24 protein-coding genes are annotated in these 25,991 nt (G+C 57.3%); 16 read left to right on the top strand and 8 right to left on the bottom strand.

What is annotated here, in order from left to right; translation table 11 throughout:
- The first annotated feature begins 6 nt into the window (after nucleotides 1-6).
- Together IV109_RS15910 and IV109_RS15905 are read left to right on the top strand one after the other, a co-directional pair.
- On the top strand, nucleotides 7-798 hold the full coding sequence (locus tag IV109_RS15910) for a peptidylprolyl isomerase (protein ID WP_296698717.1): 792 nt from the start codon (nucleotides 7-9) through the stop codon (nucleotides 796-798).
- A gap of 25 nt (nucleotides 799-823) precedes the next feature.
- Entirely contained in the window at nucleotides 824-1,552 is a 729-nt protein-coding gene (locus IV109_RS15905) for a carbonic anhydrase (protein ID WP_296698714.1), read from the top strand.
- Nucleotides 1,553-1,599: 47 nt separating this feature from the next.
- Here the strand turns inward: IV109_RS15905 and IV109_RS15900 are convergent, their stop codons facing one another.
- Complete coding sequence (locus tag IV109_RS15900; RefSeq protein WP_296698711.1) at nucleotides 1,600-2,547, bottom strand: COX15/CtaA family protein; 948 nt, start codon at nucleotides 2,545-2,547, stop codon at nucleotides 1,600-1,602.
- A gap of 220 nt (nucleotides 2,548-2,767) precedes the next feature.
- On the opposite strand from IV109_RS15900, the gene IV109_RS15895 reads away from it, so the two are divergent.
- The 10 genes from IV109_RS15895 to IV109_RS15850 all read left to right on the top strand — a co-directional run bounded on the left by IV109_RS15895 (nucleotide 2,768) and on the right by IV109_RS15850 (nucleotide 13,238).
- The gene (locus IV109_RS15895; protein ID WP_296698708.1) at nucleotides 2,768-2,923 is read left to right on the top strand and encodes a hypothetical protein; all 156 of its coding nucleotides are present in this window, start codon (nucleotides 2,768-2,770) and stop codon (nucleotides 2,921-2,923) included.
- A 52-nt stretch (nucleotides 2,924-2,975) separates the two neighbouring features.
- Nucleotides 2,976-3,515, top strand: coding sequence for a cytochrome C oxidase subunit II (locus tag IV109_RS15890; protein ID WP_296698705.1), 540 nt, complete (start codon nucleotides 2,976-2,978; stop codon nucleotides 3,513-3,515).
- Between the two features lie 11 nt (nucleotides 3,516-3,526).
- Nucleotides 3,527-5,227: a cbb3-type cytochrome c oxidase subunit I gene (locus tag IV109_RS15885; protein WP_296698703.1), complete on the top strand. Its 1,701-nt coding sequence runs from the start codon at nucleotides 3,527-3,529 to the stop codon at nucleotides 5,225-5,227.
- A 9-nt stretch (nucleotides 5,228-5,236) separates the two neighbouring features.
- Nucleotides 5,237-6,133 (top strand): heme o synthase, encoded by an 897-nt coding sequence (gene cyoE, locus IV109_RS15880; RefSeq protein ID WP_296698700.1) that lies wholly within the window; start codon nucleotides 5,237-5,239, stop codon nucleotides 6,131-6,133.
- Between the two features lie 70 nt (nucleotides 6,134-6,203).
- Nucleotides 6,204-7,034, top strand: a complete 831-nt coding sequence (locus IV109_RS15875; protein WP_296698697.1) for an SCO family protein — start codon at nucleotides 6,204-6,206, stop codon at nucleotides 7,032-7,034.
- Nucleotides 6,962-8,560, top strand: coding sequence for a hydrogenase iron-sulfur subunit (locus tag IV109_RS15870; RefSeq protein WP_296698694.1), 1,599 nt, complete (start codon nucleotides 6,962-6,964; stop codon nucleotides 8,558-8,560). The genes IV109_RS15875 and IV109_RS15870 overlap by 73 nt, the downstream gene beginning before the upstream one ends.
- A 2-nt stretch (nucleotides 8,561-8,562) precedes the next feature.
- Nucleotides 8,563-9,063 carry a hypothetical protein gene (locus tag IV109_RS15865; RefSeq protein ID WP_296699107.1) on the top strand — a complete coding sequence of 167 codons (501 nt, stop codon included), beginning with the start codon at nucleotides 8,563-8,565 and terminating at the stop codon, nucleotides 9,061-9,063.
- Nucleotides 9,060-10,508 carry a cbb3-type cytochrome c oxidase subunit I gene (locus IV109_RS15860; protein WP_296698691.1) on the top strand — a complete coding sequence of 483 codons (1,449 nt, stop codon included), beginning with the start codon at nucleotides 9,060-9,062 and terminating at the stop codon, nucleotides 10,506-10,508. The genes IV109_RS15865 and IV109_RS15860 overlap by 4 nt, the downstream gene beginning before the upstream one ends.
- Nucleotides 10,505-12,403 carry an FAD-binding oxidoreductase gene (locus IV109_RS15855; protein WP_296698687.1) on the top strand — a complete coding sequence of 633 codons (1,899 nt, stop codon included), beginning with the start codon at nucleotides 10,505-10,507 and terminating at the stop codon, nucleotides 12,401-12,403. The genes IV109_RS15860 and IV109_RS15855 overlap by 4 nt, the downstream gene beginning before the upstream one ends.
- Before the next feature lie 136 nt (nucleotides 12,404-12,539).
- A complete protein-coding gene (locus IV109_RS15850) occupies nucleotides 12,540-13,238 on the top strand; it encodes a Crp/Fnr family transcriptional regulator (protein WP_296698684.1) in 699 nt (232 codons plus the stop codon).
- A 23-nt stretch (nucleotides 13,239-13,261) separates the two neighbouring features.
- Here IV109_RS15850 and IV109_RS15845 read toward each other — a convergent pair whose 3' ends face one another.
- Entirely contained in the window at nucleotides 13,262-13,588 is a 327-nt protein-coding gene (locus tag IV109_RS15845) for a hypothetical protein (protein ID WP_296699128.1), read from the bottom strand.
- Here IV109_RS15845 and IV109_RS15840 point away from each other — a divergent pair.
- Together IV109_RS15840 and IV109_RS15835 are read left to right on the top strand one after the other, a co-directional pair.
- Nucleotides 13,473-14,639 (top strand): NnrS family protein, encoded by a 1,167-nt coding sequence (locus tag IV109_RS15840; protein ID WP_296698681.1) that lies wholly within the window; start codon nucleotides 13,473-13,475, stop codon nucleotides 14,637-14,639. The genes IV109_RS15845 and IV109_RS15840 overlap by 116 nt on opposite strands.
- Before the next feature lie 69 nt (nucleotides 14,640-14,708).
- Nucleotides 14,709-17,036, top strand: coding sequence for a TonB-dependent hemoglobin/transferrin/lactoferrin family receptor (locus IV109_RS15835; protein WP_296698676.1), 2,328 nt, complete (start codon nucleotides 14,709-14,711; stop codon nucleotides 17,034-17,036).
- Nucleotides 17,037-17,052: 16 nt separating this feature from the next.
- Here the strand turns inward: IV109_RS15835 and IV109_RS15830 are convergent, their stop codons facing one another.
- The 4 genes from IV109_RS15830 to IV109_RS15815 form a co-directional block, all read right to left on the bottom strand.
- Nucleotides 17,053-18,252, bottom strand: coding sequence for a cytochrome D1 domain-containing protein (locus tag IV109_RS15830; protein ID WP_296698673.1), 1,200 nt, complete (start codon nucleotides 18,250-18,252; stop codon nucleotides 17,053-17,055).
- A 16-nt stretch (nucleotides 18,253-18,268) separates the two neighbouring features.
- Entirely contained in the window at nucleotides 18,269-18,574 is a 306-nt protein-coding gene (locus IV109_RS15825) for a c-type cytochrome (protein ID WP_296698670.1), read from the bottom strand.
- Between the two features lie 138 nt (nucleotides 18,575-18,712).
- Nucleotides 18,713-20,443: a nitrite reductase gene (locus tag IV109_RS15820; protein WP_296698666.1), complete on the bottom strand. Its 1,731-nt coding sequence runs from the start codon at nucleotides 20,441-20,443 to the stop codon at nucleotides 18,713-18,715.
- 193 nt (nucleotides 20,444-20,636) lie between these two features.
- On the bottom strand, nucleotides 20,637-21,041 hold the full coding sequence (locus IV109_RS15815) for a ribonucleotide reductase subunit alpha (RefSeq protein ID WP_296698662.1): 405 nt from the start codon (nucleotides 21,039-21,041) through the stop codon (nucleotides 20,637-20,639).
- A 159-nt stretch (nucleotides 21,042-21,200) separates the two neighbouring features.
- On the opposite strand from IV109_RS15815, the gene IV109_RS15810 reads away from it, so the two are divergent.
- Nucleotides 21,201-24,098 carry an adenosylcobalamin-dependent ribonucleoside-diphosphate reductase gene (locus IV109_RS15810; RefSeq protein ID WP_296698660.1) on the top strand — a complete coding sequence of 966 codons (2,898 nt, stop codon included), beginning with the start codon at nucleotides 21,201-21,203 and terminating at the stop codon, nucleotides 24,096-24,098.
- A 19-nt stretch (nucleotides 24,099-24,117) separates the two neighbouring features.
- On the opposite strand, the gene IV109_RS15805 is transcribed toward IV109_RS15810, so the two are convergent.
- Both IV109_RS15805 and IV109_RS15800 read right to left on the bottom strand, forming a co-directional pair.
- A complete protein-coding gene (locus IV109_RS15805) occupies nucleotides 24,118-24,555 on the bottom strand; it encodes a universal stress protein (RefSeq protein ID WP_296698658.1) in 438 nt (145 codons plus the stop codon).
- A 74-nt stretch (nucleotides 24,556-24,629) separates the two neighbouring features.
- The gene (locus IV109_RS15800; RefSeq protein WP_296698653.1) at nucleotides 24,630-25,376 is read right to left on the bottom strand and encodes a 2OG-Fe dioxygenase family protein; all 747 of its coding nucleotides are present in this window, start codon (nucleotides 25,374-25,376) and stop codon (nucleotides 24,630-24,632) included.
- Between the two features lie 94 nt (nucleotides 25,377-25,470).
- Between IV109_RS15800 and IV109_RS15795 the strand changes: the two genes are divergently transcribed.
- Nucleotides 25,471-25,989, top strand: a complete 519-nt coding sequence (locus IV109_RS15795; RefSeq protein ID WP_296698650.1) for a hemerythrin domain-containing protein — start codon at nucleotides 25,471-25,473, stop codon at nucleotides 25,987-25,989.
- Nucleotides 25,990-25,991 lie beyond the last annotated feature (2 nt).

The following is a 25,991-nucleotide window of genomic DNA, read 5'->3' as shown; positions in this document are numbered from 1 at the left end:
TCGATCATGCAAGCAGCAACAATCGAACAAAGCCAAATTGCCACGATCAATGGTGTGGCATTGCATACAGCGGACGAAACACTGTCAGCCGACGAACTGCGCCAGCGCGCATGTTCGGAGTTGCTGCGCCAAGCGGCCATCGCCAAAGGCCTGCTGTCGGCCGATGATGCATCGGCAACTGACGGCGTGCTCAGCGAAAACGCCAGCAGTGCCATCGAAGTCCTGCTGGAGCAAAGTCTGGCCATTCCCGAGCCCTCGGAGGAAGCATGCCGGCGCCACCATGCGGCACACCAAGCCACTTACAGCACGGGTGAACGGGTCAACGTGCGCCACATTCTGTTTGCCGTCACTCAAGGCGTTGACGTTGTCGCACTGCGCAATCGAGCAGAGACCACACTGCTTGACGTGCGGTGCCATGACGGCAAGAACGCTGAAGACACCTTTGCCAAGGCTGCGGGAACCATGTCCAACTGCCCCAGTGGCGCCGAAGGCGGCCACCTGGGATGGCTTGTCGCATCAGACTGTGCGCCAGAGTTCGCCAAAGAATTGTTCGGACACGTCGAAGTGGGGGTTCTTCCGCGCCTTGTTCATAGTCGCTTTGGCTTGCATGTGGTTGAAGTTCTGGAACGGGAAGTCGGGCAGGAACAAACGTTTGATGCGGTACGTGGAGCCGTAGCCATGTCGCTGCGGCAAAAGACCTATGTAACAGCCTTGCGGCAGTACCTGCAACTTCTGGCAGGAGAAGCTCGCGTCGAAGGTGTTGATCTCGAAGCGTCTGACACGCCTTTGGTCCAGTAAGTGATGCCGTTGACAGGGAGTTTTTGTGCCTGATGAACTGCTGGAGCGACTGCGCCGGTTCCATGATCACACGTTCCCCGGAGTACAGGAGCAGTTTCAAACGCTGGTGAAGGACGGACAACATCCGACGATCCTGTTCATTGGTTGCTCCGACTCACGTCTGGTGCCCTATCTTCTGACGGGCACCGGACCGGGGGAATTGTTCATTGTGCGCAACGTTGGCGCATTCGTGCCACCCTACGATGGATCGGCAGGCTATCACGGGACCTCCGCGGCCATTGAATTCGCCGTATTGAATCTCAAGGTATCCCGTATTGTGGTTTGTGGTCACAGCCACTGCGGTGGCATCCGGGCGCTCTACGAAGAGGTCGCGCCACAGGCACAAAACCTTAAAGCGTGGCTGGAACTGGGGCGCGAAGCAACCCTGCCTGTGCAGGTGTCAGCAGAGGCCTTGCGTCGCACAGAACAGCGCGCCGTCGTCCTGCAACTGGAACGTCTGATGGGTTACCCCATGGTACGTGAGCAGGTTGAAGCCAAGAAAATTTCTCTGCACGGCTGGCACTACGTCATTGAGGACGGTGAAGTGCATGTGTTCGATGTCAAAAGCGGCGAGTTTGTCCCTGCCTCCACGGCCTCACACAGCGGTACGGGTCCATACCAGGATATCGAGGATTCGATTGCCAGTCCCTTGTTCAATGAGATTGACGAGAGCTATGCATTCACTGCCACCAAGCCAAATGCAAAGACGGTCTGAGCGCGGATAGCCGTCTCCCCACGCTACACACTACGCGCCACCGCCAATCAATCCACGCTCAGCAAATTTGCCAGCAGCAGCGCCGCAACGATGTTGTGCGCCACTGCAATCGCCAAGGGAAGCCCTGCAGCAACCAGCCCCAGGCCTAGCGCCAGTTGGGCAAGCAGCAGGAAAAGAAGGGTGAGGCCCTCTCGGCGGCGCCCCTGGCGCAGGAGCGCAATTGCCACAACCGATACCGTCAAAACCGCCAGTGCTGCAACCCATCGATGCAATGCGTGTGCCAGTGCCCCATCGGCATTGACCGGCGCAAGACTGGCATCAAAATTTGGTTCACGCAGCAGATTCAAGGTATCCCAGTGCACAGGTTTTGCTACGGTGCAAACCGATAGTTCAGGACAACTCAGACCGGCCAGGCTGCTGCTGACCAAACCGCCAAGCCCGATTTGCAACAACAAAATAGCAACCGCGATGTACCGCCCAAAGCATGTTCGAGGTGACAGCGAAGGGTTATTTGCCCCAGCCCGTCCGATGGCAGCCATTCGCCAGCAAAGTCCAAACAGCAGGAAGCCACCGAGCAGGTTTCCCAATGCCACGGCAGGCACACGAACCCCTGCGGTCCAGCGCCCAAGGACCGCCAGAAACAGCACCAAACACAGCGCCAGGAGCGCCACCCAGCGCTCGCCCCATGGTCTGGGCTTCATGGTGAATCCGGCGATCACGAGAACCAGTATCAAAGGCAGCAACAAAACCGCGAAAACCCGATGAGCCAGTCGCGCCAGGGTGATGGACTGCTTCACCTCCGCATCGGCTGTCTGCAAAACGCCGCGCTGCTCTGCATGCGAAACCTGTCCATAACATTGAGGCCAGGGTGAACAACCGAGTCCGACACCCGACAGGCGAATGAATGCACTGATACCCACAATCATGATGACCAGGAGCGCGCTCCACAGCGCCAATCGTTGTAGCAGAGCAAGACGGGAATCTTCAGAAGTCATGTGTTCAAAGGCATTTGTTTGGCACTGGCAGCAGCACCGTTAGAGATTGTCATTGTCGACCCGGATGGCCATGGCACAAACAATTTCCTTGATCTGCATCTGTTCTTTTGTTCATTTTCTTGCACTGGATCAAGTACTTCCCATCATGTGCAGAAGCATACTTTCCTTCGTCGAATGCAACCCCCATCCACATCCTAGTGATATTCCGTGAGGTCACAAAATGAGCGACAACAACACTGACAACGAACCCGTTCCATGGATGCAAAAGCTGCTGGACAACCCGTTTCTTTTGCTATTTCTAGGCGTGATGATTCCAATGATCGTGTACACGCTCTGGGGGGTGATTGACATCCTGACAGTGCCCCTCGCCAAGTAACGACCGGTATACGGGCAAGCCTCTCTAAAACCTGCACAAGAAGGACATCAATATGAGCGCCATACTCCCCCCGGCAGAGCGTCTCTGGTGGAAACATCCTCTGGACCGCGTTGAGGGAACCTGGATTGTCATAGCTTTGGTCTGGTGCCTCATCATGTTTGCCATGATGGTGGGCTGGCATATCTATGGAAAGCAGAATCTCTCGACCGAAACATACAAGACAACACCTGAGCTGTTCACACAAAAGGCCCAGGCCGTCGTTGACAAATACACCATCCGCACAGAAACCGACGCCAAGATTCCAGTGGTCGCACCACCGGCAGGAAGCGATGTCTATCTGGTCGCCCGACTGTGGAATTTCTGGCCCATCATCGAATTCGAGAAGGGCAAGACCTACCGTCTTCACCTGACCTCGGTCGACTACAACCACGGATTTTCACTGCAGCCGGCCAACATCAATATTCAAATCGTTCCGGGTTATGAGCATGTCGTTACCGTGACTCCGAATCAGTCCGGCACGTACTCTGTCGTTTGCAACGAATATTGTGGAATCAACCATCATACGATGGTCGGTCGCATCTACGTGAAATAGAGGGAAGCAACATGTCCAACACAACAACATACCGGACCTGCCCACGTTCAGGTCTTCAATTTGAAGCACAGGCCGAGAAGCTCATGCTGGCCAACGCTGTCGTGGCGGTGGTCTTTCTGCTGATCGGTGGCATATTGGCCATAGGCGTCGTTCTGACCCGCTGGCCTGCGGTGCACTGGCTGGAGGCCGATACCTTTTACCAGGTTCTCACCGCACACGGTATCGACATGCTGATCTTCTGGATCATATTTTTTGAAGTCGCCGTTCTCTACTTTTGTTCTTCGACACTCCTGCGGTGCCGCCTCGCGACGCCGCGCTTTGCATGGCTCGCTTTTGCACTGATGCTGATCGGTGCCATCATGAACAACGTGGCGGTTTTTCAGGGTGGCTCCAGCGTCATGATGACGTCCTACGTACCCATGATGGCTGCGCCATCGTTCTATCTGGGTCTTATCCTGTTTGCGGTTGGTGCACTGATTGCCTGCTTTGTGTTTTTGGGTACATTGGTCATTGCCAAGCGGGACAAGACATACCAAGGCTCAGTGCCCCTGGTGACTTTTGGCGCCATCGTTGCTTGCATCATTGCCGTGTTCACAATCACATCAGGTGCGATCATTCTTATTCCGACCTTCCTGATGTCTGTCGGGCTTGTGAAGCAAGTTGATCCACTGATATACCGCACCATCTGGTGGGCATTTGGTCACTCGTCCCAACAGATCAACGTTGCGGCCCATATTTCCATCTGGTATGCCGTTGCGGCCATCGCATTCAACGCCAAGCCCATGTCAGAACGGGTGAGTCGTGGCGCTTTTCTTCTCTACATTCTTTTTCTGCAGCTTGCCAGCGCACACCATCTGCTGGCCGACCCCGGTGTCAGCACCGCATGGAAAGTCGTTAACACCAGCTACTTCATGTATTTTGCAGTGCTTGCATCCATGATCCACGGGTTGACCATTCCGGGCGCCATTGAAGTAGCGCAGCGGCAAAAAGGCTATAACAACGGCTTGTTTGAATGGCTGCGCAAAGCGCCTTGGGACAATCCCGTTTTCTCTGGCGTCTTCATTTCCCTGATCGGCTTTGGTTTTCTCGGTGGAATATCCGGCGTCATGATGGGCACCGAACAGCTCAACATGATCATTCACAACACGATCTATGTGCCAGGACACTTCCATGCGACGGTTGTTGTAGGGACCACACTGTCATTCATGGCGTTGACCTACTTCCTGATTCCTGTGCTGTTCAAGCGTGAAATGATTGCCCCCGGGCTGGCCAAGATTCAGCCCTATTTATTCGGTCTTTCCATGTACTTTTTCTGCCTCGTGATGATGGGCGCGGGTACCCTGGGCGTCTCCCGCCGGCACTGGGACATGGCCTTCAACGGCGCAGCGCTGGCCTATGAATGGCCAGGAGCGGCTTACCTGATGATGGGCCTGGTCGGCATCGCAGGCATAGCGGCTATCGCTGGCGGCGCAATCTACATTTACGTGACGGTCGGTTCGCTGCTTTGGGGGAAGCCACTGGATCAGGGCAAGCAAAGCGCCAAGCCAACACCAATTCCTCCCACACCATTGGCTCCGGCGGTGCAAACTTATGGCTCGGCGGGATTCGCCGCACCAGGTACATTCACATTGGCAATGGTGTTTTTAGTAGCCTTTGTGTTGTACTACTTCATTAACTGGAAGTACCTCTCCCAGGTGTGGGGACTGAGCTAGGGCATGGCCATGAGTACGGTACTCGTTCACGCTGAAGACACATTCGCCAGCCGCGTGCGCGACGTACTCGGTGTGTTCAAACTGCGCATCGGCGTGATGATCATGATCACTGCGCTCGCGGGATTGGCCGTCACACCCGGTGCGTCGTTGAGTGTCACACAGTGGCTTGTTCTTGCGGGCTCCGTGTTTCTCTCCTCTGCCAGTGCAGGCGCCTTCAACCAGTACTACGAGTACGACAGTGACCGTTTGATGGCCCGCACGCGAACCCGGGCATTCGTTACAGGCAAGCTGGCGCACACACCCATGTGGTTGTGGATCATCTGCGCACTGCTGGCGGGCTCGGTAGTGGCCACTTGGACAGTTATCAATGCCATGTCGGCGCTCTTCGTCTTCCTTGGTGCATTTTTTTATGCCGTCGTGTACACCGTTTGGCTAAAGCGTCGCACCTGGCTCAACATCGTGGTTGGGGGTCTGGCAGGCAGCTTCGCCGTTTTGGCAGGTGCCGCTGCCATTGATCCGATTCCCGGTCCGCTTCCACTGCTGCTCGCCCTGACGTTGTTCTTATGGACACCGCCGCATTTTTGGAGTCTGGCGATTGCAAACCAGTCCGACTATGCAGCGGCTGCCGTTCCCATGCTTCCGGTCGTCGTCGGTCCACAACGCGCAGCCGTGGTGGTTTTTGCCAGCACCATTGCGCTCGTGACAGCGTCATTGCTGCCCGCCTGGTTTGGTGCGGGTCCCGTTTACATAGCGGGTGCAGCGGTTGGCGGCATTTATTTCCTGTACAAGGCGTGGCGTCTCGCTCGCGCGCCAAATCGCACAACAGCGTTGGGGTCCTTCTTCGCCTCGCTGGTTCAACTCGCCGTTCTTCTTGCCGCAGCAAGTATCGATGGCGTGATCCGGTAGATACCTGATGTGGCGACAACGGGCTTGCGATGGGCCGCTTCCCCCCAGAGGATGGTTGAAGCGCACGGTGATGTTGTTGCTGCTCCTTGCCAGTGCGATGAACACGGCATTGGCAGTGAACGAAGCAGGCAAGTTCGATCAGGCTGACGCATTGCGCGTCAGCCAGGCGGCCATAGGAGGTGCGCCCGCGAATTACACGTTTCTTGATCGTCAGGGGCGCCCGGTCCGACTTTCAAATTACCTCGGCAAGCCGCTGCTCGTCAGCTTCATCTACACAGGTTGCTTTCAGGTATGCCCCACCACGACGCGTTCCCTGCATGAGGCTGTGCAAACCTTACAGAAAATCGTTGGGCCGGACCAGTTCAATGTGGTGAGCATCGGATTCAACCAGCCCTTCGATTCGCCACAGGCACTGCGGGCCTTCGCTGCGCAGCATTCGATCAACGCCGCCAACTGGGAGTTTCTCAGTCCACACGGATCCATCGTGGAGCCCTTGACGCGTGACTTCGGTTTCAGTTACGAATCCACTGCAGCAGGCATTGATCATGTTCTCAAAGTCACCCTACTCGATGCACAGGGCCGAATCTACACGCAGGTTTACGGCGACCTTCTTACCCCGGAGAAACTCGGAGAACCCTTGCGCCAGCTGCTGCGGGGTGCGCCGCTGGTGCAAGCCTCGCGCCTTTCGGACTTGGTTGAGCGGGTACGCATCATTTGCACGGTGTATGACCCAACCACTGGCGGCTACCGGTATGACTATGGTCTTATTCTCGAAATCGCAGGAGGCCTGACATTCTTCCTGGCCATGATCTGGTTCTTCGCTTCCGAATGGATATCCCGACGAAGAGCCCGCTGGCAATCTCCGACAAAGCCAGCTCCGACCGTGCAGTCCCCATTGTGATTCGTATGCAGGAATCCAAGCAACGGCCTGATCATGGACTTGCTTCAAGGTTCGGATCGGCGCTGAATCCGCTGCGCCACCTGGGTTCCCTCGGCTTCCTATTCTTCTGGATGATCGCCGTCACGGGCATCTATCTCTACGCGGTGCTGGACACCTCTGCGACCGGCGCCTACCGTTCGATTGATGCAATTTCGCGGGAACAATGGTACTTGGGCGGCTTGTTGCGCAGCCTGCATCGCTATTCGGCAGACGCATTTCTGATCGTCATGGTGGCTCACCTGATTCGCGAGTGGGTACTGGGCCACTTCCAGGGCTTTCGACGCTTCTCGTGGTTAACCGGGGTTCCCCTGCTGCTGTTTGGCTTCGCGTGCGGCGTCGGTGGATTCTGGCTGAATTGGGATCAGCTGGGACAATTCTCGGCGCAAGCGACAGCGGAATGGCTTGACAGCCTACCTCTATTTGCATCCCCATTGACAAGAAATTTCCTGAGCACATCGGCGGTAAGCGATCGTCTATTTTCCTTGTTTGTATTCATTCACCTCGGGCTTCCATTACTGATGTTGTTCGGCTCGTGGTTTCACATCCAACGCATCAGTCTTGCCAAGGTATTCCCCCCTCGTGCACTCTCTGCAGGGACGTTGACAACCATGATCCTACTGGCAATCGTCGCGCCGGTTCTAAGTCATCCGGCAGCAGACCTCTCACGAATGCCCACGATCCTTGCGATGGACTGGTTTCTGCTCTTCATCCATCCCATGATGTACATCACGTCGCCCGGCTTCGTATGGGGCACACTCACAGTTGTGCTGCTTATCCTCTTGTTGTTGCCGCTTTGGCCGCAGACACACGTGGCCCCGATTGCCAAGGTGGATCCTGAAAACTGCAATGGATGCCGACGCTGCTTCGATGACTGCCCCTACGCCGCCGTGACGATGGTGCCGCACCCCAACCGAGGCTTGGCGCGGCAGATGGCGCAGGTCGATGCGGACCTGTGTGCCAGTTGCGGAATTTGTGTTGGCGCCTGCCCCTCATCGACCCCGTTTCGCAGTGTGGCGGCGCTCGTCACAGGAATTGACCTGCCCAGCTCGCCCATCAATCATCTCCGCCATGAACTGCGAACACAACTCGGGCGCCTCCAGACCCAGCCAAAGATTGTTGCATTCGGTTGTGATCATGGTGCATCCGTCAATAGCTTGCGCGAACATGGCGTAGCTGCCTTCAGCCTGCCATGCATCGGAATGCTGCCGCCCTCCTTCGTTGAGTATGCATTGCGTGACGGCGCCGCCGGCGTCCTGGTCGCCGGCTGCAGCCATGATGGATGTGAATTTCGCCTCGGTCAGCAGTGGACTGAGCAGCGCCTGCTTGGGCAACGCGAACCCCATTTGCGCACTGCCGTTCCACGGTCTCGCTTCGAGATGGTCTGGGCAGATTCGGGCGACGAAGCCACATTGAAGGAGGGACTGCGTGTTCTTCGGGCGCGAACTGAGATCATCCCAGGCCCATTTCACGTTGCGGAGCCTGCTTGAAAATGAAGCCAAAGGTGGTGTTGGGGCAAGTCCTCTTGTATTTGCTGTTCGCAACAGTGATCGGCGTGTTCTCGCGCTGGCCATCCTATGTAGCGCTTGCACCGAATCACGCCATCATCAAGCTGAGCTTCAGCCATCACGGCAAGCCCGTATCGGAGTGTCGCCAGGCCAGTGCGGCCGAACTTGCAAGTCTTCCACCCAATATGCGGGCGCCGACCCGCTGCCCACGAGAGCGCAGCCCCGTCAAGGTGGAGCTCGACGTGGACGGCGTGGCAGCCTACCGTCATGTCGCAATCCCCTCCGGACTATCAAAAGACGGGGCCTCTGCGGTTTACCACCGGCTGACGGTGCCTGCCGGTACCCATCGAGTCGCCGTCAGGCTCAATGATGATGCGCGAAAGGACGGGTTCGTCCATGTCCGCGAAGCCGCCATCACGCTGGAGCCCGCGCAAATCCTGGTCATCGACTTTGATTCCGAAAAAGGAGGGATCACTCTGCAATGAATACCAGCATGCATGATTCCCGGGCAACATTCCCACTCGCGGCATCCCCGTCTCATTCGAGTGCCGGCAACGCCTTCGCAATTCCGGTTCCGCTGGATGCGCGTCGCGCCTTGGCTCGGGGCTGGCTATGGTTGGGCTTGCTCGCGCTCATGGGTTCCGGCATATTTTCTGTGCTTCTGGTCCTGGCGCGAACGCCCGGCGTGAACCAGATCTTTCCGGGTGCAGATTTCTTTCGGATAGCGCTCGTTGTCCATGTCGACTTGTCCGTTCTCGTATGGTTTATCGCCATTGCCGGCCTGCTGTGGACCATCAATGGCGCACGCGCAGGGCTTGCCTGGGGCTGGATTGCGCTGGGCTTGGCGGGTTCGGGCGCGGCCATCATGTCGATGGCCGCTTTCATCACTCCGGGCGAGCCCATCATGGCCAACTACATACCGGTGCTGGACAGCCACCTCTTCATCACCGGCTTGCTTGTCTTCGGCTTGGCTGTTGGGGTGTTGGTACTGCGAGCCCTGGTCTGTGCGCCGAAAGTCGGGCTCCTGATCGATGGCGCCAAGGCCCTGCGCTTCGGTACCAACGCCAGCGCCGTAGCGACAGCCATCGCGCTGCTAGCATTTGGGTGGTCATTCGCCGTGCTTCCGCAATCTCTGGGTGGCAAGGCTTATTACGAGATACTTTTTTGGGGCGGCGGGCATGCCCTGCAATTCACCTGGACACTCCTGATGCTGGTCGCCTGGCTATGGCTTGGCAGTGCATGCGGTGCCCGCATCCTGCTATCGCCACGGCTAACGATACTGATGTTTGCACTGGCCTTGGCCAGTGTTTTTGTGACACCCTATGCCTATCTGGCATACGACGTGGCAACGGTAGAACATCGCAACCTGCACACCTGGGCCATGCGCCTGGGCGGCGGAATTGCCATTGCACCTATTGCACTCTCCTTGTGGTTTGGCTTGCATGGCACCGTGCAGACCGATGAAACCGCCCGTCCACTGCGGGCCGCGCTCATTTCGTCCATGCTGTTGTTTGCAGCGGGTGGCGTGATCGGCGCGTTGATCAGTGGAAACAACGTCAAGATACCGGCCCACTACCATGGCTGCATTGTGGGGGTCACGCTGGCATTCATGGGTTTGGTTTACCACCTGCTACCGCAACTCGGCTACAGTGCCGTTCGAGGCAAGTGGGCAATCGCTCAACCCTATCTGTATGGGGCAGGCCAGTTGATGCACATCATCGGCCTGGTCTGGTCCGGTGGCTACGGCGTGCAACGCAAAGTTGCCGGGACCGATCAGGTGTTGCAGACTGTGGCCGAGAAGGCCGGAATGGGGCTGATGGGTCTGGGTGGCCTGGTGGCCATCATCGGCGGCCTGGTGTTTGTGGTGATTGTGATTGGAGCCCTCAAGCGACGCAAGCTGCCAGCAGCCACAGGAGTCGCTTCGTCATGATTCGATCTTTGCAGGGCGCTCTGCAATGGCTGTTCATGCGCGTCGAAGCCCTGTTCAACAAGGCCTTTGGCGACAAACTCAATCCCCTGTATCACTTGGGGGCCATCAGCTTCTTCCTTTTCTGGCTCATCGCGGCCTCTGGTCTTTACCTTTACGCGTTCTTTGAAACCGGGGTGGCAGATGCCTACGCGTCGGTTGAATCCCTTACGCACCGGCAATGGTTCGCCGGTGGCATTCTGCGCAGCATGCACCGGTACGCCTCCGACGCATTTGTCCTGACGATGTTGCTGCACATGCTGCGCTATTTCGCGTTCAACCGCTTCCGTGGATTTCGCTGGTTTTCGTGGCTCACCGGCGTGGCCTTGATATGGCTGGTGTATGTCACAGGCATCAACGGCTACATGCTGCCGTGGGACCAGATGGCACAGTTCGTGATCGTCGCCACCTTTGAGTGGATCGACTGGCTGCCCAGCTTTGGCGGCACCCTGATGCGCAATTTCATCTACGCCAGCAGCGTCAATGATCGATTCTTTTCACTCCTGGCTTTCATGCACATTGGAATTTCCCTGCTGGTGCTGCTGGTCATGTGGATTCACGTACAGCGAGTTCCCAAAGCCAGCACTACTCCGCCGCAGCCCATCGTTGTGAGTCTGCTGCTGACCTTGCTTGTTCTATCCCTGGCAAAGCCAGCCCTGAGTCAGGGCGGGGCTGCAGATCTGGGTGTCGCGGTGACCCATCTGCAATTCGATTGGTTCTACCTTTCTCTTTTCCCCTTGTTTTACCTGTGGCCGCTGGGGCAGATATGGGCACTGATGCTTGGCGGCAGCTCCCTCATCGCGGCGTTACCCTGGCTGCCGCTGCACCTGGACAAGCGCAAACACGCAGACTTTCAGATGGTCATCGTGGGCGAGCCCACACCGGTAAGTGTGCGCTTGGGCGAAACGCTGCTTGATGCCGGCCTGCGCCACGGCATCGCATTGCCATATGAGTGCCGCAATGGCGGCTGCGGGGTGTGCGTTTGCAGCGTGGTCCACGGTCAGGTAGACCACGGCCCGTATCAACGCAGCGCGCTGCCGGACCCCATGCGTGAACAAGGCAAAACGCTGATGTGCTGCGCCACAGCCCTGTCCGATCTCGAAATTGCAGTGGAGCGCAGCACCATCACCCCCTTGCATCCCGTGAAGCACTATGCAGGACGGGTAGAACATATCGACCGCCTGAGCCCGGATCTCGTTCGCTTGACGCTGTCGCTGCCGGAAGGCGTGAAAATTGACTTTGCAGCAGGGCAGTACATCAATGTGCTGCTCGAAGATGGTCAGCGACGTGCTTTTTCGTTTGCCAATCCGCCGCATGAAAAGGAACACATAGAACTGCACGTCCGGTGGATACCCCATGGGCGGTTCACCACCTATGTGTTCACGGAACTCCGGGTTGGCGACACACTTCAATTTGAGGGGCCACTGGGTAGTTTTGTCCTTCACGAAAGTACCCGGCCTATTCTCTTTGTGGCTGGCGCCACCGGATTCGCCCCCATCAAAAGCATTGTTGAGGACGCCTTCCACCGGGACATCAAGCGGCAGATGTGGCTGTATTGGGGCGTGCGAACACGCCGTGAGCTTTATCTGCTCGATCTGGCCCAACAATGGGCGCGCGAGCACTCCAACTTCCACTTCGTACCGGTTCTTTCCGAAGCCATGCCACAGGACATGTGGTCGGGACGCAAGGGAATGGTCCATGAAGCCATGCTGCAAGACTTCCCCAGTCTCCAGGGTCACGAGGTCTATGTTTGCGGCTCCGTCAAAATGGTGGAGTCCGCCATACCCGCATTTTTTGCGCACGGACTCGATGGCGACGCCTGTTTTTCCGATGCGTTTCTGCCCGCCCCTCCCCCGTAAAAGCAGATCGTGATCTGCACCATCTCGCCGGTGGAGTGCGAAGACAGCAGACAAGGTCCAACCTGACGCGTGTCCCTGACTCGGCCACTACAATTGGGCCGCCACCCTCCCTTGGCCCACGCAGAGAACAATCAAAATGGATGTCGAACAATTCGATATGCAGCGCTACCTGTCGGTGCTGCCTCTATTCAGCGATCTGTCACAACTTGAACGCGACCGTGTTGCCCAGGGCTGTCAGTTGCGGCGGTTGACACGTGGCGACATGGTGTTTCGGGTCGGTGAGCCATGCGAGGCCTTTCACGTCGTGGTACTGGGCCAGGTCAAGCTTTACGTTGCCTCTCCGGCCGGCCAGGAAAAGGTCATCGAACTGGTCGGTCCTGGTCACAGCTTTGCCGAAGCGATGATGTTCCTGAGCATGCCCTGCATTCTGAACGCGCAGGCGCTTGCCGATACCCTGCTGCTGTGCGTCAGCAAACAAGCCGTCTTCGGGGAAATCGAACGGGATCCAAAATTTTCCATGCACATGCTTGCCGGCATTTCTCGCCGATTGCATGGGCTGGTGCGGGACGTGGAAGGCTATGCCTTGCACAGTGGCATGCAACGGCTCATTGGCTACCTGCTGCGCGATGTTCAGGGAGAAGTTGCAGGCAACAATGGCATCGTCACCGTCTCCTTGCCAGTCAGCAAGGCCACGATTGCCTCGCGTCTCTCCCTCACCCCTGAATACTTTTCCCGCGTGCTGCATGAGCTGGAAGCCGAGAATCTGATCGAAATCGACAAACGCGAGATTCGTATCCTTGACGTGCAACGACTCGCAGCCTACGGTTCGCATTGACCGTTGCTGACTGGCCGTCGGCACTAATTCAGCCGCGCTTGACCTAAGTCATTTTCTTTCTCTGTGCCGGACCCTAAGCTCGATGCATCGGGCTTAGGGCTCACGTACGAAGATTGGGTCATGACAACGCCTGGAACAGCAGCAAGCCTCCCGGATGAAAGTGCGAGATGGAGATGGATCTGGCTATTGGCCGCACCCCATCGCCTGGCATTTTTCGCGGCGGGATTGATGCTGATGACGAGTTCGATCTGGTGGGGCATCGTCTTGGCCAGCCGAACTTTGAACATGACACTCACATGGTCGATAGCGCCTTCGGCGACCCACGGTTTGCTGATGAGCATGGGGTTCATGCCCTTGTTTTTCGCAGGCTTCCTTTTCACGGCGGGGCCCAAGTGGATGGCCTTGCCGGCCGTAGCGGCGCGCAGCCTCCTGCCGACCATTGGGCTGATGCTGGGCGGCTGGATCATTGTGCTAATAGGTTTCCACACCCACGCCACGCTGGCTGGTACGGGACTTTCACTCGTCGCGACCGGATGGACTGGCTTGTGCCTGATGTTTCGCTCCATGGTGCGGCACAGCCGCGTGTCGGATCGGGTTCATGTCCGTGCCGTGGCATTCGCCTGCGCGGTCGGCGCGCTCGCGTTGTGGATCGCGAGCGGGGCCCTCTTCACCCATTCCGAATCACTGCTGCGAGCCGTCACACAACTCGGCCTATGGGGCTTTGTGGCAACCGTGTTTGTCGTGGTTTCGCACCGAATGATTCCCTTTTTCGGCGCCAGTGCAGTTCCGGTTCTGGATGTCTGGCAACCCCTGTGGCTGCTATGGGTCATGGTGAGCATGATGTGGCTGGAGGCCTTGATGAATGCGGCCGATGCAAGGTGGTGGCACTGGCCTGCCATGCTGCGCTGGAGCCAGGTTGTATTCGAGTTGCCCATGTCAATTCTGTTGCTCTGGCTGGCCGTTCGCTGGGGCTTGGTGCAAAGCCTGAAAATACGACTGCTCGCGATGCTGCACGGTGGTTTTATTTGGCTAGGGATAGCCTTTGCCCTGAGCGCACTATCGCACGCCCTGATGGCATTGACAGATGGCGAACTGTCTTTGGGATTGGCGCCGCTTCACGCGATGACCATGGGCTACCTTGGCGCCACCATGTTCGCGATGACGACACGCGTTAGCAGTGGTCATGGTGGCCGCACCGTCGCGGCGGACCAGACAGCCTGGGTCTTGTACTGGATATTGCAAACTGCGGTGGTTTTGCGCGTCGTCGCAGCCATTTGGCCAGCGGGCAGTACGCCACTGGCGCTATTGGCAATCTCATTCTGGACGAGCGCCACCGTCGCGTGGTCCATTCGCTATGGGCGCTGGTTTGGTCGACCTCGCCCGGACGGCCGTCCGGGCTGAGCCCCATACAACTGCCCCGATGAATATATCCATAGGTCTGTGATGCTGAATTCTTCAAAAACAATCGCTTTGAACCAGCTCGCCTGGCTGGTCGGTCTGTCGTTAAGCACACCCCTCAGTGCGCATGCACAAACCGTTTCAACGACAAGCACAGGCTCGCTGAAGGAGGTCGTGATCAGTGGTTCGCGCAGCGAGCAGTACCTGGACGATTTGCCCATCTCGATGGACGTCATCAACGCCACGGAAATCGAGGATGGGCAGATCGGCGATATCCGGGATGCGGCCAAGTACCTGCCCAATGTGTCCGTCAAGCGCGCACCGGCCCGTTTCAGTGTGACCGGCAGGGGCAATCCGGTTGGTGCAGATGGCAATGCGGGTTTCAATATCCGTGGTCAAGGTGGCAATCGTGTGGTCATGCTGATCGACGGCGTGCGACTTCCGCGAAGCTACATCAATGGCAGCAATGCGTTCGGCCGCGACTCCGTCTCCATCGGACTGCTGAAGCGCATTGAGGTGGTACATGGCCCCACGTCCGTGCTGTACGGATCGGATGGATTGGCTGGTATGGTGAATTTCATCACCCTGGAGCCGGCTGATTTCCTGACACGATCCGATGGAACGGCCAAAGCCTTTGGTGGAAAAGCCTGGATGAACTACAGCGGCGACGACCAGGGCGCCACCGTGGGTGCGACCGTGGCAGCTCGCGCCGGTGACAACGCCGAGTGGTCCATCACCGGCACCCAAAGTCGCAGCAGCGCATTGGGCAACAAGGGCGAAAACGATAGCGCAAACGTAGACCGGACCACTCCCAATCCCCAATCGAACGGTGGCGATTCATTGCTCGCCAAACTGGTGTTTCGGCCCACCGCGGCACAGCGCCATGTATTGACGGTGGAACATGTGCAAACAAAAACAGACGTGGATCTGCTGTCAAGTCGTGTCAAGACACCCGTGGCCATTCCCTTGGGCTATGCGGCCTTGACGGCCGCCCAGAAGGCAGCAGCACCTGCGGCAGCCATACTGGGGGAGAGCTCCGTGAAAACCATGGATCGGAGCCGCATAACCTGGGATGCCCTGTACCGCTTGAACATGCCGATGGCTGACAGCGTGAAGACCGCGGTCAGCTGGCAGGATGCTTCCTCGCAAGACAACGGTCAAACAGTGCTGAAGACAGCTTTTGCAAATGATGGCACCCGAGTACGTAAAACCTCTTACCAGGAACGCGCCTGGCAAGGCAACGTCCAGGCCGAGAAGTCGATGCGTTTTTCACCCACGTGGTCTCAAAAACTGACCTATGGGTTCGACTATGCAAGCGTCGATATTTCCAGCTTTGCAGATGGCAGCGATCCTGCACCATTGACACCGTTTGTGCCAAAAAGGTATTTTCCCGACACGCGTGACACCAGCCAGGCCATTTACATCCAGGGTGAATTGATCAGCGATCAATGGAGCATTGTTCCTGGCGTCCGCTTCGATCAGTTTTCGCTGGATGTACTGAGCCAGGATGGATATTTTCCAGGCATAGCCAGCGCTGCGGGCAAGTCACTGTCTGGCTCGGCGGTCTCGCCCAAACTGGGAGTCTTGCTTCGCGCCACACCCGAATTTTCCGTCTATGGCAACTACGCCAGCGGTTTCAGGGCGCCGGAGGGGCAACAAGTCAACAGTGCCCTGGAGGTCTCCACTGCCAGACTACTGCCCAACCCGGACTTAAAGCCGGAGGAAAGTCGCAACTTTGAATTTGGGTTGCGCGCGCGTACGGATCGAATGACACTGGATATGGCCGTCTTCAGAGCGACTTACAGCAACTTGATCGTCGATAAAAAAGACCTGGGAACAGCGAACGGACTGGCTGCTTCCGTGGCCAATCCAACGCTTTTTCAAACGGTCAACATCGACAAGGCAAGCATCAGTGGTTTTGAAATGAAAGGGAGCATGGCTTGGGGTACGTTTGCGGCTGGCAAACTGAGTTCACCATTCAGCTACGGAAAAACACGTGGCACCAACGACAGCAATGGACTTCCCCTGAATTACATCGAACCCGCCAAGCTGACAGCAGGCGTGAAATTCGAGACAAGCTCATGGGATTTGCGTCTGGATGTGAAGCATCACGCGGAAAAAACGCTGACAGAACTCGATAGCGTCTTCATACCCAAGTCCAGCACGCAGCTGCAATTCACGACGCCGTCCTCCACGACTTTTGATTTGAGTGGCCAATGGCGAATTCGCAAGGATCTCCGACTGAACTTCGCCATCGTCAACCTCACCGATCAGAAGTACTGGCACTGGTCCGACGTACAGGGACTGGCATCCAACCCCGTCGCACCACTGTTGCCCGTGATGGATGCCTACACACAGCCGGGTAGACACTTGAACATGTCACTTGTTGCGGAGTTTTGAACTCCAGCCTCGTGCGTCAACGCACGCCTTCGGGTGATGCATCCATCGGCACGCGGCCAAGCTCCACCAAGGTTCGGGTTTGATAAACCATCCAGGGAGCCGTGATGTCCTGTTGGCTAGCCAGGACGCGTTGTCCATCTCGGGTAAATGCAATCCGCATCAAAGGATATTGAAGTTCTGACACGGGCGCGACTACCGCCAGTGTCTTCTTGTCAATCAGGATCAGTCCGGCGTGGTCCGGCGCTACTTGTCGCGACGCTATCCAGAGATGATCGGCGTTCTCATGGCTGCGCAAAACAATGCCTCGCGCCACCGTTTCAATAGTCTTCAGAAACTTCCAGCTTTTCACTTCGACGACATTGACCAAACCGGCCTGGCGATCGGGAATGGCGAGCATCGCAGTTCCCGCCTGTGCAAAGGAAACGGCAGAACCAGGGCTTGCTAGACCCGGCAGTGCCACAAGCGAAATCCGGCGACGGATATCGAGATTGATCACATGCAGTTGCGAACTCCCAGCCACATTAGAGCGGGCCCTGCCCAGGGCATGGCGACCGTCAACGAAAAAAAAGATATCTTCCAGCGACTCGTCCAGAATCGTTCGCTTGACGCCCAAAAATCCCGGCTTGGGAATGGCCTCACCCATCCGGTAATCATGCACCAAGCCTTCATAAATCGGTTCAGCGTTTCGGTCGTACGAAATTTCCCAGATTTCAGGGCTATCTTTCAACGCCACGAAAAAACTCTTTCGCGCTGGTGCAACATGTAGCGTTGCGATCCGTGAAGTCTGCTTCCCATCTGCAGCACGAACATCATAGGATCTGACCAGCCGCAAGCTTGCATCCAGAAGGCTCAAAGCAGGCGTTTCGGCACCGGTCGCCATCACCCAGCTGCCATCACCCGAGACGGCAAGGTTGGGCACACCCAATCCGATCCTGGCCGTTGCCACAACAGAAAAACTCCAGAGATCGAACTTGACGATCCACCCCTGGGGGGAAGCTGCATACACGTAGCGACCATCCGGCGAGAACTGGAACTCACCCGCCAACTCAAAAGGAGAGGCCATGCGATGGGCGATGGCGAAGCGATCGGAGTCCACCATCCATACCTGATGCCCATCAGGTGACAGGACAGGCGTGAGTTTTGACTCACGGGCATCCACCGCCCACCCCATGGCGCCGAATGCCAATAGACAAAAGGCGAGCAACAGATTTCTCAATCTGCTGCTCCCCGCCTCAAGACTTCAAAATCGACTCAACCGCCGCCTTCAAATCGGCGTCAGTGATTTTGTCAACGCCATTGGGTGCCATGGGCACTGGGCCAAAAGTGCCGGAGCCGCCCTTGCGGACTTTCTCCATCAATTTGGCAACCGCATCCTGGCCTTTGTACTTGGCCGCAATGTCCTTGAATGCCGGGCCCACCATCTTTTTGTCTTTGGCGTGGCAAGCCATACAACCGGCCTTGTTCATGGCTTCTTCAGGCGTTGCCGCCTGGGCCCCAAAGGCCAGAAAAAGAGCAGACAGAGAAAGAACGTATTTCATAAAATCAACTCCGATCAATTTAGAAAACCTCGGCGACCCATCCAGGTCAACCGCAAAAAAGCCACCGCATCCGAGAGAATACGGCGGCTCTCGCGACCGCCAAAGCGGCTCGACCATCAACGTCATCCGTGGCTGCGATCAATACACATCGTGCTGGGTGTTGTGCACATTGAAGTGACCGGTCGGGGTAATCAGACGCGGATCCTTGATGACAGCCTTGAGCTTGAGCGTCTTGTCGTCCACGACAACCATGGCACTCTGTTTGTTTTTAGCGGACCACACCGAGAACCAGACTTCGTTACCTGCCTTGTTGTACTCGGGTTGAACAACCCGTTTGGCACCGTCGTCATTGAGGTCAGCCCATTTGGCAATGGGCAGCACCACGTAACCTTTCTCAAGATTTTTGATGTCATACACGGCCACAGACTGCGACAGTGCGGCATCAGGATTCAACGGCGTGTCTGAATACAGATGCTGGCTCTTTGGATGGCTCTTGATGAACAGCGCACCACCGCCCTGACCTTTGAGCGTGGCCACCACCTTGAAGGCCTGTGCCTTGTGCTTGACGGGGTCAGTGCCGATCAGGGAAATAGTCTCATCGCCAAGGTGACCTGTTGCCCATACGGGGCCAAACTTCGGATGAATGAAGTTCGCGCCACGGCCCGGGTGCGGAATCTTGCCAACTTCGACCAGCGCGGCCAATTTGCCTTCCTTGGCATCAATCACCGAGATCTTGTTGCTGTTGTTGGCCGCCACCATGAAATAGCGCTTGGTCGAATCCCATCCGCCGTCATGCAGGAAAGGCGCCGAGCCGATTTCAGTGACCTTCAGCGCATCAATGTTGCTGTAATCCACCATCAGGGTCTTGCCGGTCTCCTTGACGTTGACCACAAACTCAGGCTTGAAGTGAGATGCAACGATCGATGCCACCCGGGGCTCCGGATGGTATTCCTGCGTGCCCACCACCATGCCGCGTGTGGAAACGATCTTCAGGGGTTCCAGCGTATCGCCCTTCATGATCACGTACTGGGGTGGCCAGTAGGCACCGGCAATCGCCAGCTTGTCGGTGAAGTCACCTTCCTTGCCTTTGTATTTGCTGGTGTCCACGGAGCGGGCCTCAAGGCCAATGCGAACTTCAGCCACGTTGTCGGGGGTAGGCATCCAAAGGTCAATCATGTTGATCTTGGCATCGCGTCCAATCACAAACAAATAGCGCCCCGAAGCGGATGTCCGGGAGATGTGCACCGCATAGCCTGTTTTGACAATATTGATGATCTTCTTGGTGTCACCGTCAATCAACGCGACTTCACCGGTATCACGCAGCGTGGTCGAGAAGATGTTCTCGATGTTGTAGCTGTTCATCTTCTTCGTTGGCCGCTGGGCCGGGGGCACGATGACCTTCCATGTGGACTTCATCTGCGCCATGCCGAACTCGGGTGGAGTCGGAGGCTCATGCTGGATGTAGCGGGCCATCAGATCCACTTCTTTTTCAGTCATTTCACCCGAGGTCTGCCAGTTGGGCATGCCGGCCGGAGAGCCGTAGGCAATGAAGATTTTCAGGTAATCCGTACCTTTGCCCACTGTGATGTCCGGCGTCAAAGGCTTGCCTGTAGCGCCTTTGCGCAACACACCATGGCAACCCGCGCAGCGCTCGAAGTAAATCTTGCGAGCCGCATCAAACTCAGCCTGCGTCATCGGCGGCGCCTTCGGATTGGTGCTTTGCACCATAGGTTCACTGGCCAAAGGAGAGGTGCCGGCCTGGTAATTCATTTCAGGTTGCGTGACACCCTTCTTATCTTGCGCTAACGCAGCGATTGCCAGGCTTGTCAGCAGTACCGCCGCAACACTGGAAAGACGTGGGACTTTCATGTTTCTTACTCCGTTGTACCGAGCAGCCAAACCACCACGCGGGTGGCAATCAGGGCTCGCCGAAGGCTGCAACAATTCGATTCGAGCAAATTCATTGTCCGCCCGACCTTTAGGCCTCGTCCTTAACTTAAATCAAAAATATCAAGACATTGTTGAGAAGGTAGAGAAATATGAAAGTCGATCTATTGACGGTCTAAGCGAGCATGACCGGCTGCCCCTGCCGGTCAAATGGAATGAAGGTTCCCAAGCTGCCCGCCTTGATGGATTCGACCATGCGCTGCAAAGGCTTTTCAGCGCTTTCACTGCTGGGCGCCTGTCCTGCACTGCCGGACAAGGCCGCGGCAAAGACAATAGTCCAGTCTTGTCCAAACTCGCGCGATTCCTCCACCAGATCGGCAAAACTCAGCAGCTCCTGCGGCGTCTTGTCCACGCACATGACCGGGACCAGGGCGCCGCCCTCGCCGGCCAGAAAACGTTCACGCTGTGCTGGTGTGCTGTCTTCCGGCAAATCGGCATTGGCAAAAACAAAAAGCAAACGTTGTGGCTGCGCTTGCTGTCGGGCAGCATTCAGCAAATCATCAAAACTTGAGATATCCATGGTTCAGCATCCTCTTCCAAAAAAACAGTTCCTGCCTTCAGCAAGGAGGAACGCAGACAGTATCGTCCGGATTAAATTGATCGTGACAAGCTTGTTTCAAATCAATGAACTTCACAAAGCGGGGCTCTAGTATTCCATCGAATTTTGAGGAAACCAGATATGTCGCAAAAAACCCCCCATCGGGAAAAACAAGCTCTTGCATTGTCGCCGCAGCAAATCAGCATGGAGGTGCTTCTTGAAAAGTACAGCAAAGGCACCGAGCAGAGCATCTTTGACGTCAACCAGCGTGTAGCACATGCCCTGGCCAAAGTTGAGTCCCCCGAACATCAAAAGCATTGGGAGACCCAGTTTCTGCAGGCCCTTCAAAACGGGTTCCTACCGGCCGGACGTATCCAGTCTGCGGCAGGCACCGACTTGGCGGCCACGCTGATCAACTGCTTTGTGCAACCGGTCGGTGACTCTATCGCCCATGTCGAAGATGGCCATCCTGGCATCTACACGGCCCTGACCGAGGCTGCAGAAACCATGCGCCGTGGCGGTGGTGTGGGCTATGACTTCTCGCGCATTCGGCCTCGCGGCGCATGGGTCGGAAGTACGCAGAGCAGCGCCTCGGGGCCAGTGAGCTACATGCGGGTATTCGATCGCTCGTGCGAAACAGTTGAATCCGCTGGTGCCCGCCGTGGCGCGCAAATGGGCGTCCTGCGCTGTGATCATCCGGACATTGAGGAATTCATCCACGCCAAGGATACGGGGGACTTGAAGAACTTCAATATATCTGTGGGTGTCAGTGACGCCTTCATGGAAGCGGTGCAAAAGAACGGCGAGTTCGCACTGATCCATCGAGCCGAACCCGGTGTGGCGCAAAAGTCGGCTGGCGCCTATCAAGAGCAGGACACGGGCTTGTGGGTTTACCGCAAATTGCAGGCACGCGAGTTGTGGGACCAGATCATGCGCTCTACCTACGACCACGCAGAACCCGGTGTGCTGTTCCTGGACCATATCAACCGGGACAACAACCTGTCCTACTGCGAAACCATTGCCAGCACCAACCCTTGTGCGGAGCAACCCCTTCCCCCTTACGGCTGCTGTTGCCTCGGCTCTATCGACCTGACACGATTCATTGAAAATCCGTTTGAAGAAACCGCACGATTTGACCGGGCCGGATTTGCCGATGTGGCCCGCGTCGCCACACGCATGCTCGACAACGTGCTGGACGTGACCGTCTGGCCGCTGCCACAGCAGCAGGAAGAGGCGCGCAGCAAGCGCCGCGTGGGTTTGGGCTTCACCGGACTGGGCGATGCCCTGGTGATGCTGAATTTGCGCTACGACACACAAGAGGCTCGGGACATGGCCCGGCAGATCTCCGAATTGATGCGAGACACGGCCTACGATGCCTCGGTGGAACTGGCGCGTGAGCGCGGCGCATTTCCCCTGTTCAATGCCGACCTCTACCTCAGTGGTCAGACCTTTGCATCGCGTTTGCCGGCCGGACTGAAAGAGCGCGTACGGGCCCATGGTCTGCGCAATTCACATCTCTTGTCCATTGCGCCTACCGGCACCATCAGCCTGGCCTTCGCCGATAACGCCAGCAACGGTATCGAACCCGCCTTCAGCTGGAGCTACACCCGCAAGAAACGCATGGTGGATGGTAGCTTCAAGGAATACGCCGTGGAAGATCACGCGTGGCGTCTTTACCGTCATCTGCACGGCACGGAAAAAGCACTCACATCAGCTTTCGTGACTGCGCTGGAAATGAGCGCACAGGCCCATGAATCCATGGTGGCAGCGGTAGCGCCCTTCATCGACACCGCCATCTCCAAAACAGTCAACGTGCCCGCTGACTATCCCTACGCCGACTTCCAGCACCTGTACATGGAAGCCTGGCAATCGGGTCTGAAGGGGCTGGCCACCTACCGGCCCAACTCGGTACTGGGCTCCGTGTTGAGTGTGACGCCCACCTCCTCGCCCGCCACCGCCACGCCCCTGCAGATCGACGGCGCCAATCAGCGCCTCGCGCTGGAGCGCCTGCCCGCTCCCGTGCTGTCGTCCTTGCGCTGGCCGAGTCGACCTGAGTTGCCCGCAGGCAACCCGGCATGGACCTTCATGGTGCACCACCCATTTGGTGATTTCGCATTGTTCGTCGGCGAACTGGCGCCCGAGGAAGGCGGAGCACCCAAACCCTTCGAAGTCTGGGTCAATGGCACGGACCAGCCGCGAGGCTTGGGCGCCCTGGCGAAAACCTTGTCGATGGACCTTCGCGCCAACGATCCGGCCTGGCTGCAATTGAAACTGGACGCGCTGGCCACCGTGGCCGAAGAGCATTCCTTCGAAATGCCATTTCCTCCGCACGGTGAGCATCGTCTGTTTCCAGGTGTTGTAGCCGCTACAGCGGCAGTGATTCGCTGGCGTTGCGACCAGCTCAAAGCCCTGCCCGGCAAAGATGCGCTGGTGCCCACCCCTGTGATCGATGCCATGTTCAGCCGTGGCGAGCCGCAGACCGGGCCGTCTGGCACGCTGGCATGGTCAGTTGACGTCGACAACCCTGCAACTGGCGAAGCCTTCACGGTCACACTCAAAGAGGTCAACCTGCCCAGCCCCGATGGTGCGATCGTTGCCAGACCTTGTGCCGTGGGGTTCTCGGGAAACTATCCCCGGGCGCTGGATGGATTGGCCCGCTTGCTGTCACTCGACATGCGGGTCATTGATCCAGCGTGGATTGGCATGAAATTGCGCAAGCTGCTCAACTATGCCGAGCCTCTGGGCCACTTCATGGCCTTTGTGCCGGGCCTGCCGCATGGAGAACGTCGCCAGCAAACGTGGCCCTCCACCGTGGCCTATATCGCACGCCTGATCATTCACCGCTACGCCATGCTCGGTGTGCTGGACGAAGAAGGTTTCCCCTTGCGCGAGATGGGCGTTCTCGACGCCCCTAAAAATCACGCGGTGTCCACCACCATGGCAGGAAAAGTCTGCCCCGAGTGTGGCAATCCGACCGTCATCCATAAGGATGGTTGTGACTTCTGCACTGCCTGTGGTTATGTGGGGCAATGCGGCTAAAAGCTGCTGAGCAGGAGGTTCAGTCGCGCACCACCAGCACAGGCAAATGGGTGTGCGACAGAACGGCTTGGGTCACACTGCCAAGCACCAGCTTCTCCAGGCCGCTGCGACCGTGTGAGCCCATGACGATCAGATCCGCCTGCGCAGACTCTGCCGCCTGAACCACACCGCGCCAGGCGGCGTGCGCTTCGATCACGGCGGTATCCACTGTGACGCCCGCCTTCTCGATCATGGCCTTTGCCGCTGCGATGGCCGCATTGGCTTCCGCCGTCGCGGCATTGAGATACTCGGCCTGCCCGTAGGCAAAGTCCGTCCCCACACCGGTGAATGGATAAGGATCAATCACGAAGATCGCCGTGACGCGACTACCGAAGGCCTTCGCCAAACCCACAGCTTTCTCCACGGCCAGCTGCGAGGTCGATGAACCATCTACGGGAACGAGTATGTGCTTGAACATGATGAGTTTTCCTTGGGGTGAAATGAAATAAGCTTGAGTTTCTGACCTGCTGGACTATGCCCCTTTGACCCATATCAAGCGAAGGGTTCTCCCTGGAACCCCTCTGCGCGAAGCGTCACGACCAGCGTATCGCGGTGTCCGCCGTGCGTGATGGGTTGAATGGGCGTGGACTCATGAATGACACGCGCATCGTCCAGCAACAAAACCGACCAGGGCTGGGTCAATGTAAAGCGCTGACCATTGGGTCCAGCGGCATCAAATACACGGGTCTCACCACCCTTGATTCCCTCGCGGTCCACAAGGAACACGGCGACCAGGTCAACACCGTCGCGATGGGCCCCCTCCGGCGTCGGACGCCCAATGCCGTCCGTGGTGTCAATCCGGAACTGATGGGCCTCCACAAACCAGGGTTGCACACCCTTTAGCTCCGAGCACAGGCGCCCCAGCCACACCAGCAATTGCCGCCATACGGCTTGCGCCAGCATTTCAGGCGGCATTGGCTCAAACAGGCGCTGCATGCCACCGTGCAAGGCGTTGTACTCCAGAGGCTGCCAATGCGCCCGATGAGGCGCCTGTGTCACCTGGTCATCCTGTACGACAAAGCAGGAGTGCCGACGCCGACGGTAACGCCCACCATCCTTGAGATACAAATCGGGGGGAAGGTCCTCCCACTGGGGCCGCAAAGCCAGGAGATCTTGCGCAGAGCATCCACTTTGCGCGCTGACGGTTTGCGCATCCAGTACGGCATAGCCCTGCTTTCGCAAAGCTGCGCCAATGTCAGCCGGCGCGGCTATAGTGGTGGGGGAAAACGATACAGTCATGGGCTTGAGGTGATTTGCCTGATTTTATGACCTTGGTCAAACTGTCAAAAATCGATTCCCGTATGCTCGCCAAAACTTCTCAGGAAATCTCAGTATGTCCACCTTGCAATGGTCTGATTCACTCGCACTCGATTTGCCCTTCATGGACGACACTCACCGTGAGTTTGTCGATTTGCTGGCCATCGTGGTCAACGCACCGGACGAACTGCTGCTGGAAGCATGGGAGACCTTGATCGCTCATACGGACGATCATTTTGGCCGCGAAGATCAATGGATGAAGGACACCCATTTTTCGTCTTCCAACTGCCACACGACACAACACGATGTGATCTTGCAAGTGATGCGCGAAGGTGACAAACGAGGCCGGGCCGGCGACCTGGGCGTGGTGCGCCAAATGGCTTATGAGCTTGGCATCTGGTTTCCGCAGCATGCGCAAAGCATGGATGCAGCGCTGGCACTGCACTTGCGCAACGTCGGCTATGACGCAGCCACCGGCATCGTGCACGCACCCCAGGCACTGCCACAGGAGGCGATTCACGGTTGTGGTGGTGCAACCTGCTCCAGTCCGGCGAACGACGAAAGCACGCAGACAGCGGCGCACCTCAGCGCCTGACA

This window comes from Rhodoferax sp. (assembly GCF_018780565.1).
Taxonomy (GTDB): domain Bacteria; phylum Pseudomonadota; class Gammaproteobacteria; order Burkholderiales; family Burkholderiaceae_C; genus Rhodoferax.
Note: the sequence above shows the minus strand (reverse complement) of the source record. Positions and strands in the feature narration are given on the sequence as shown.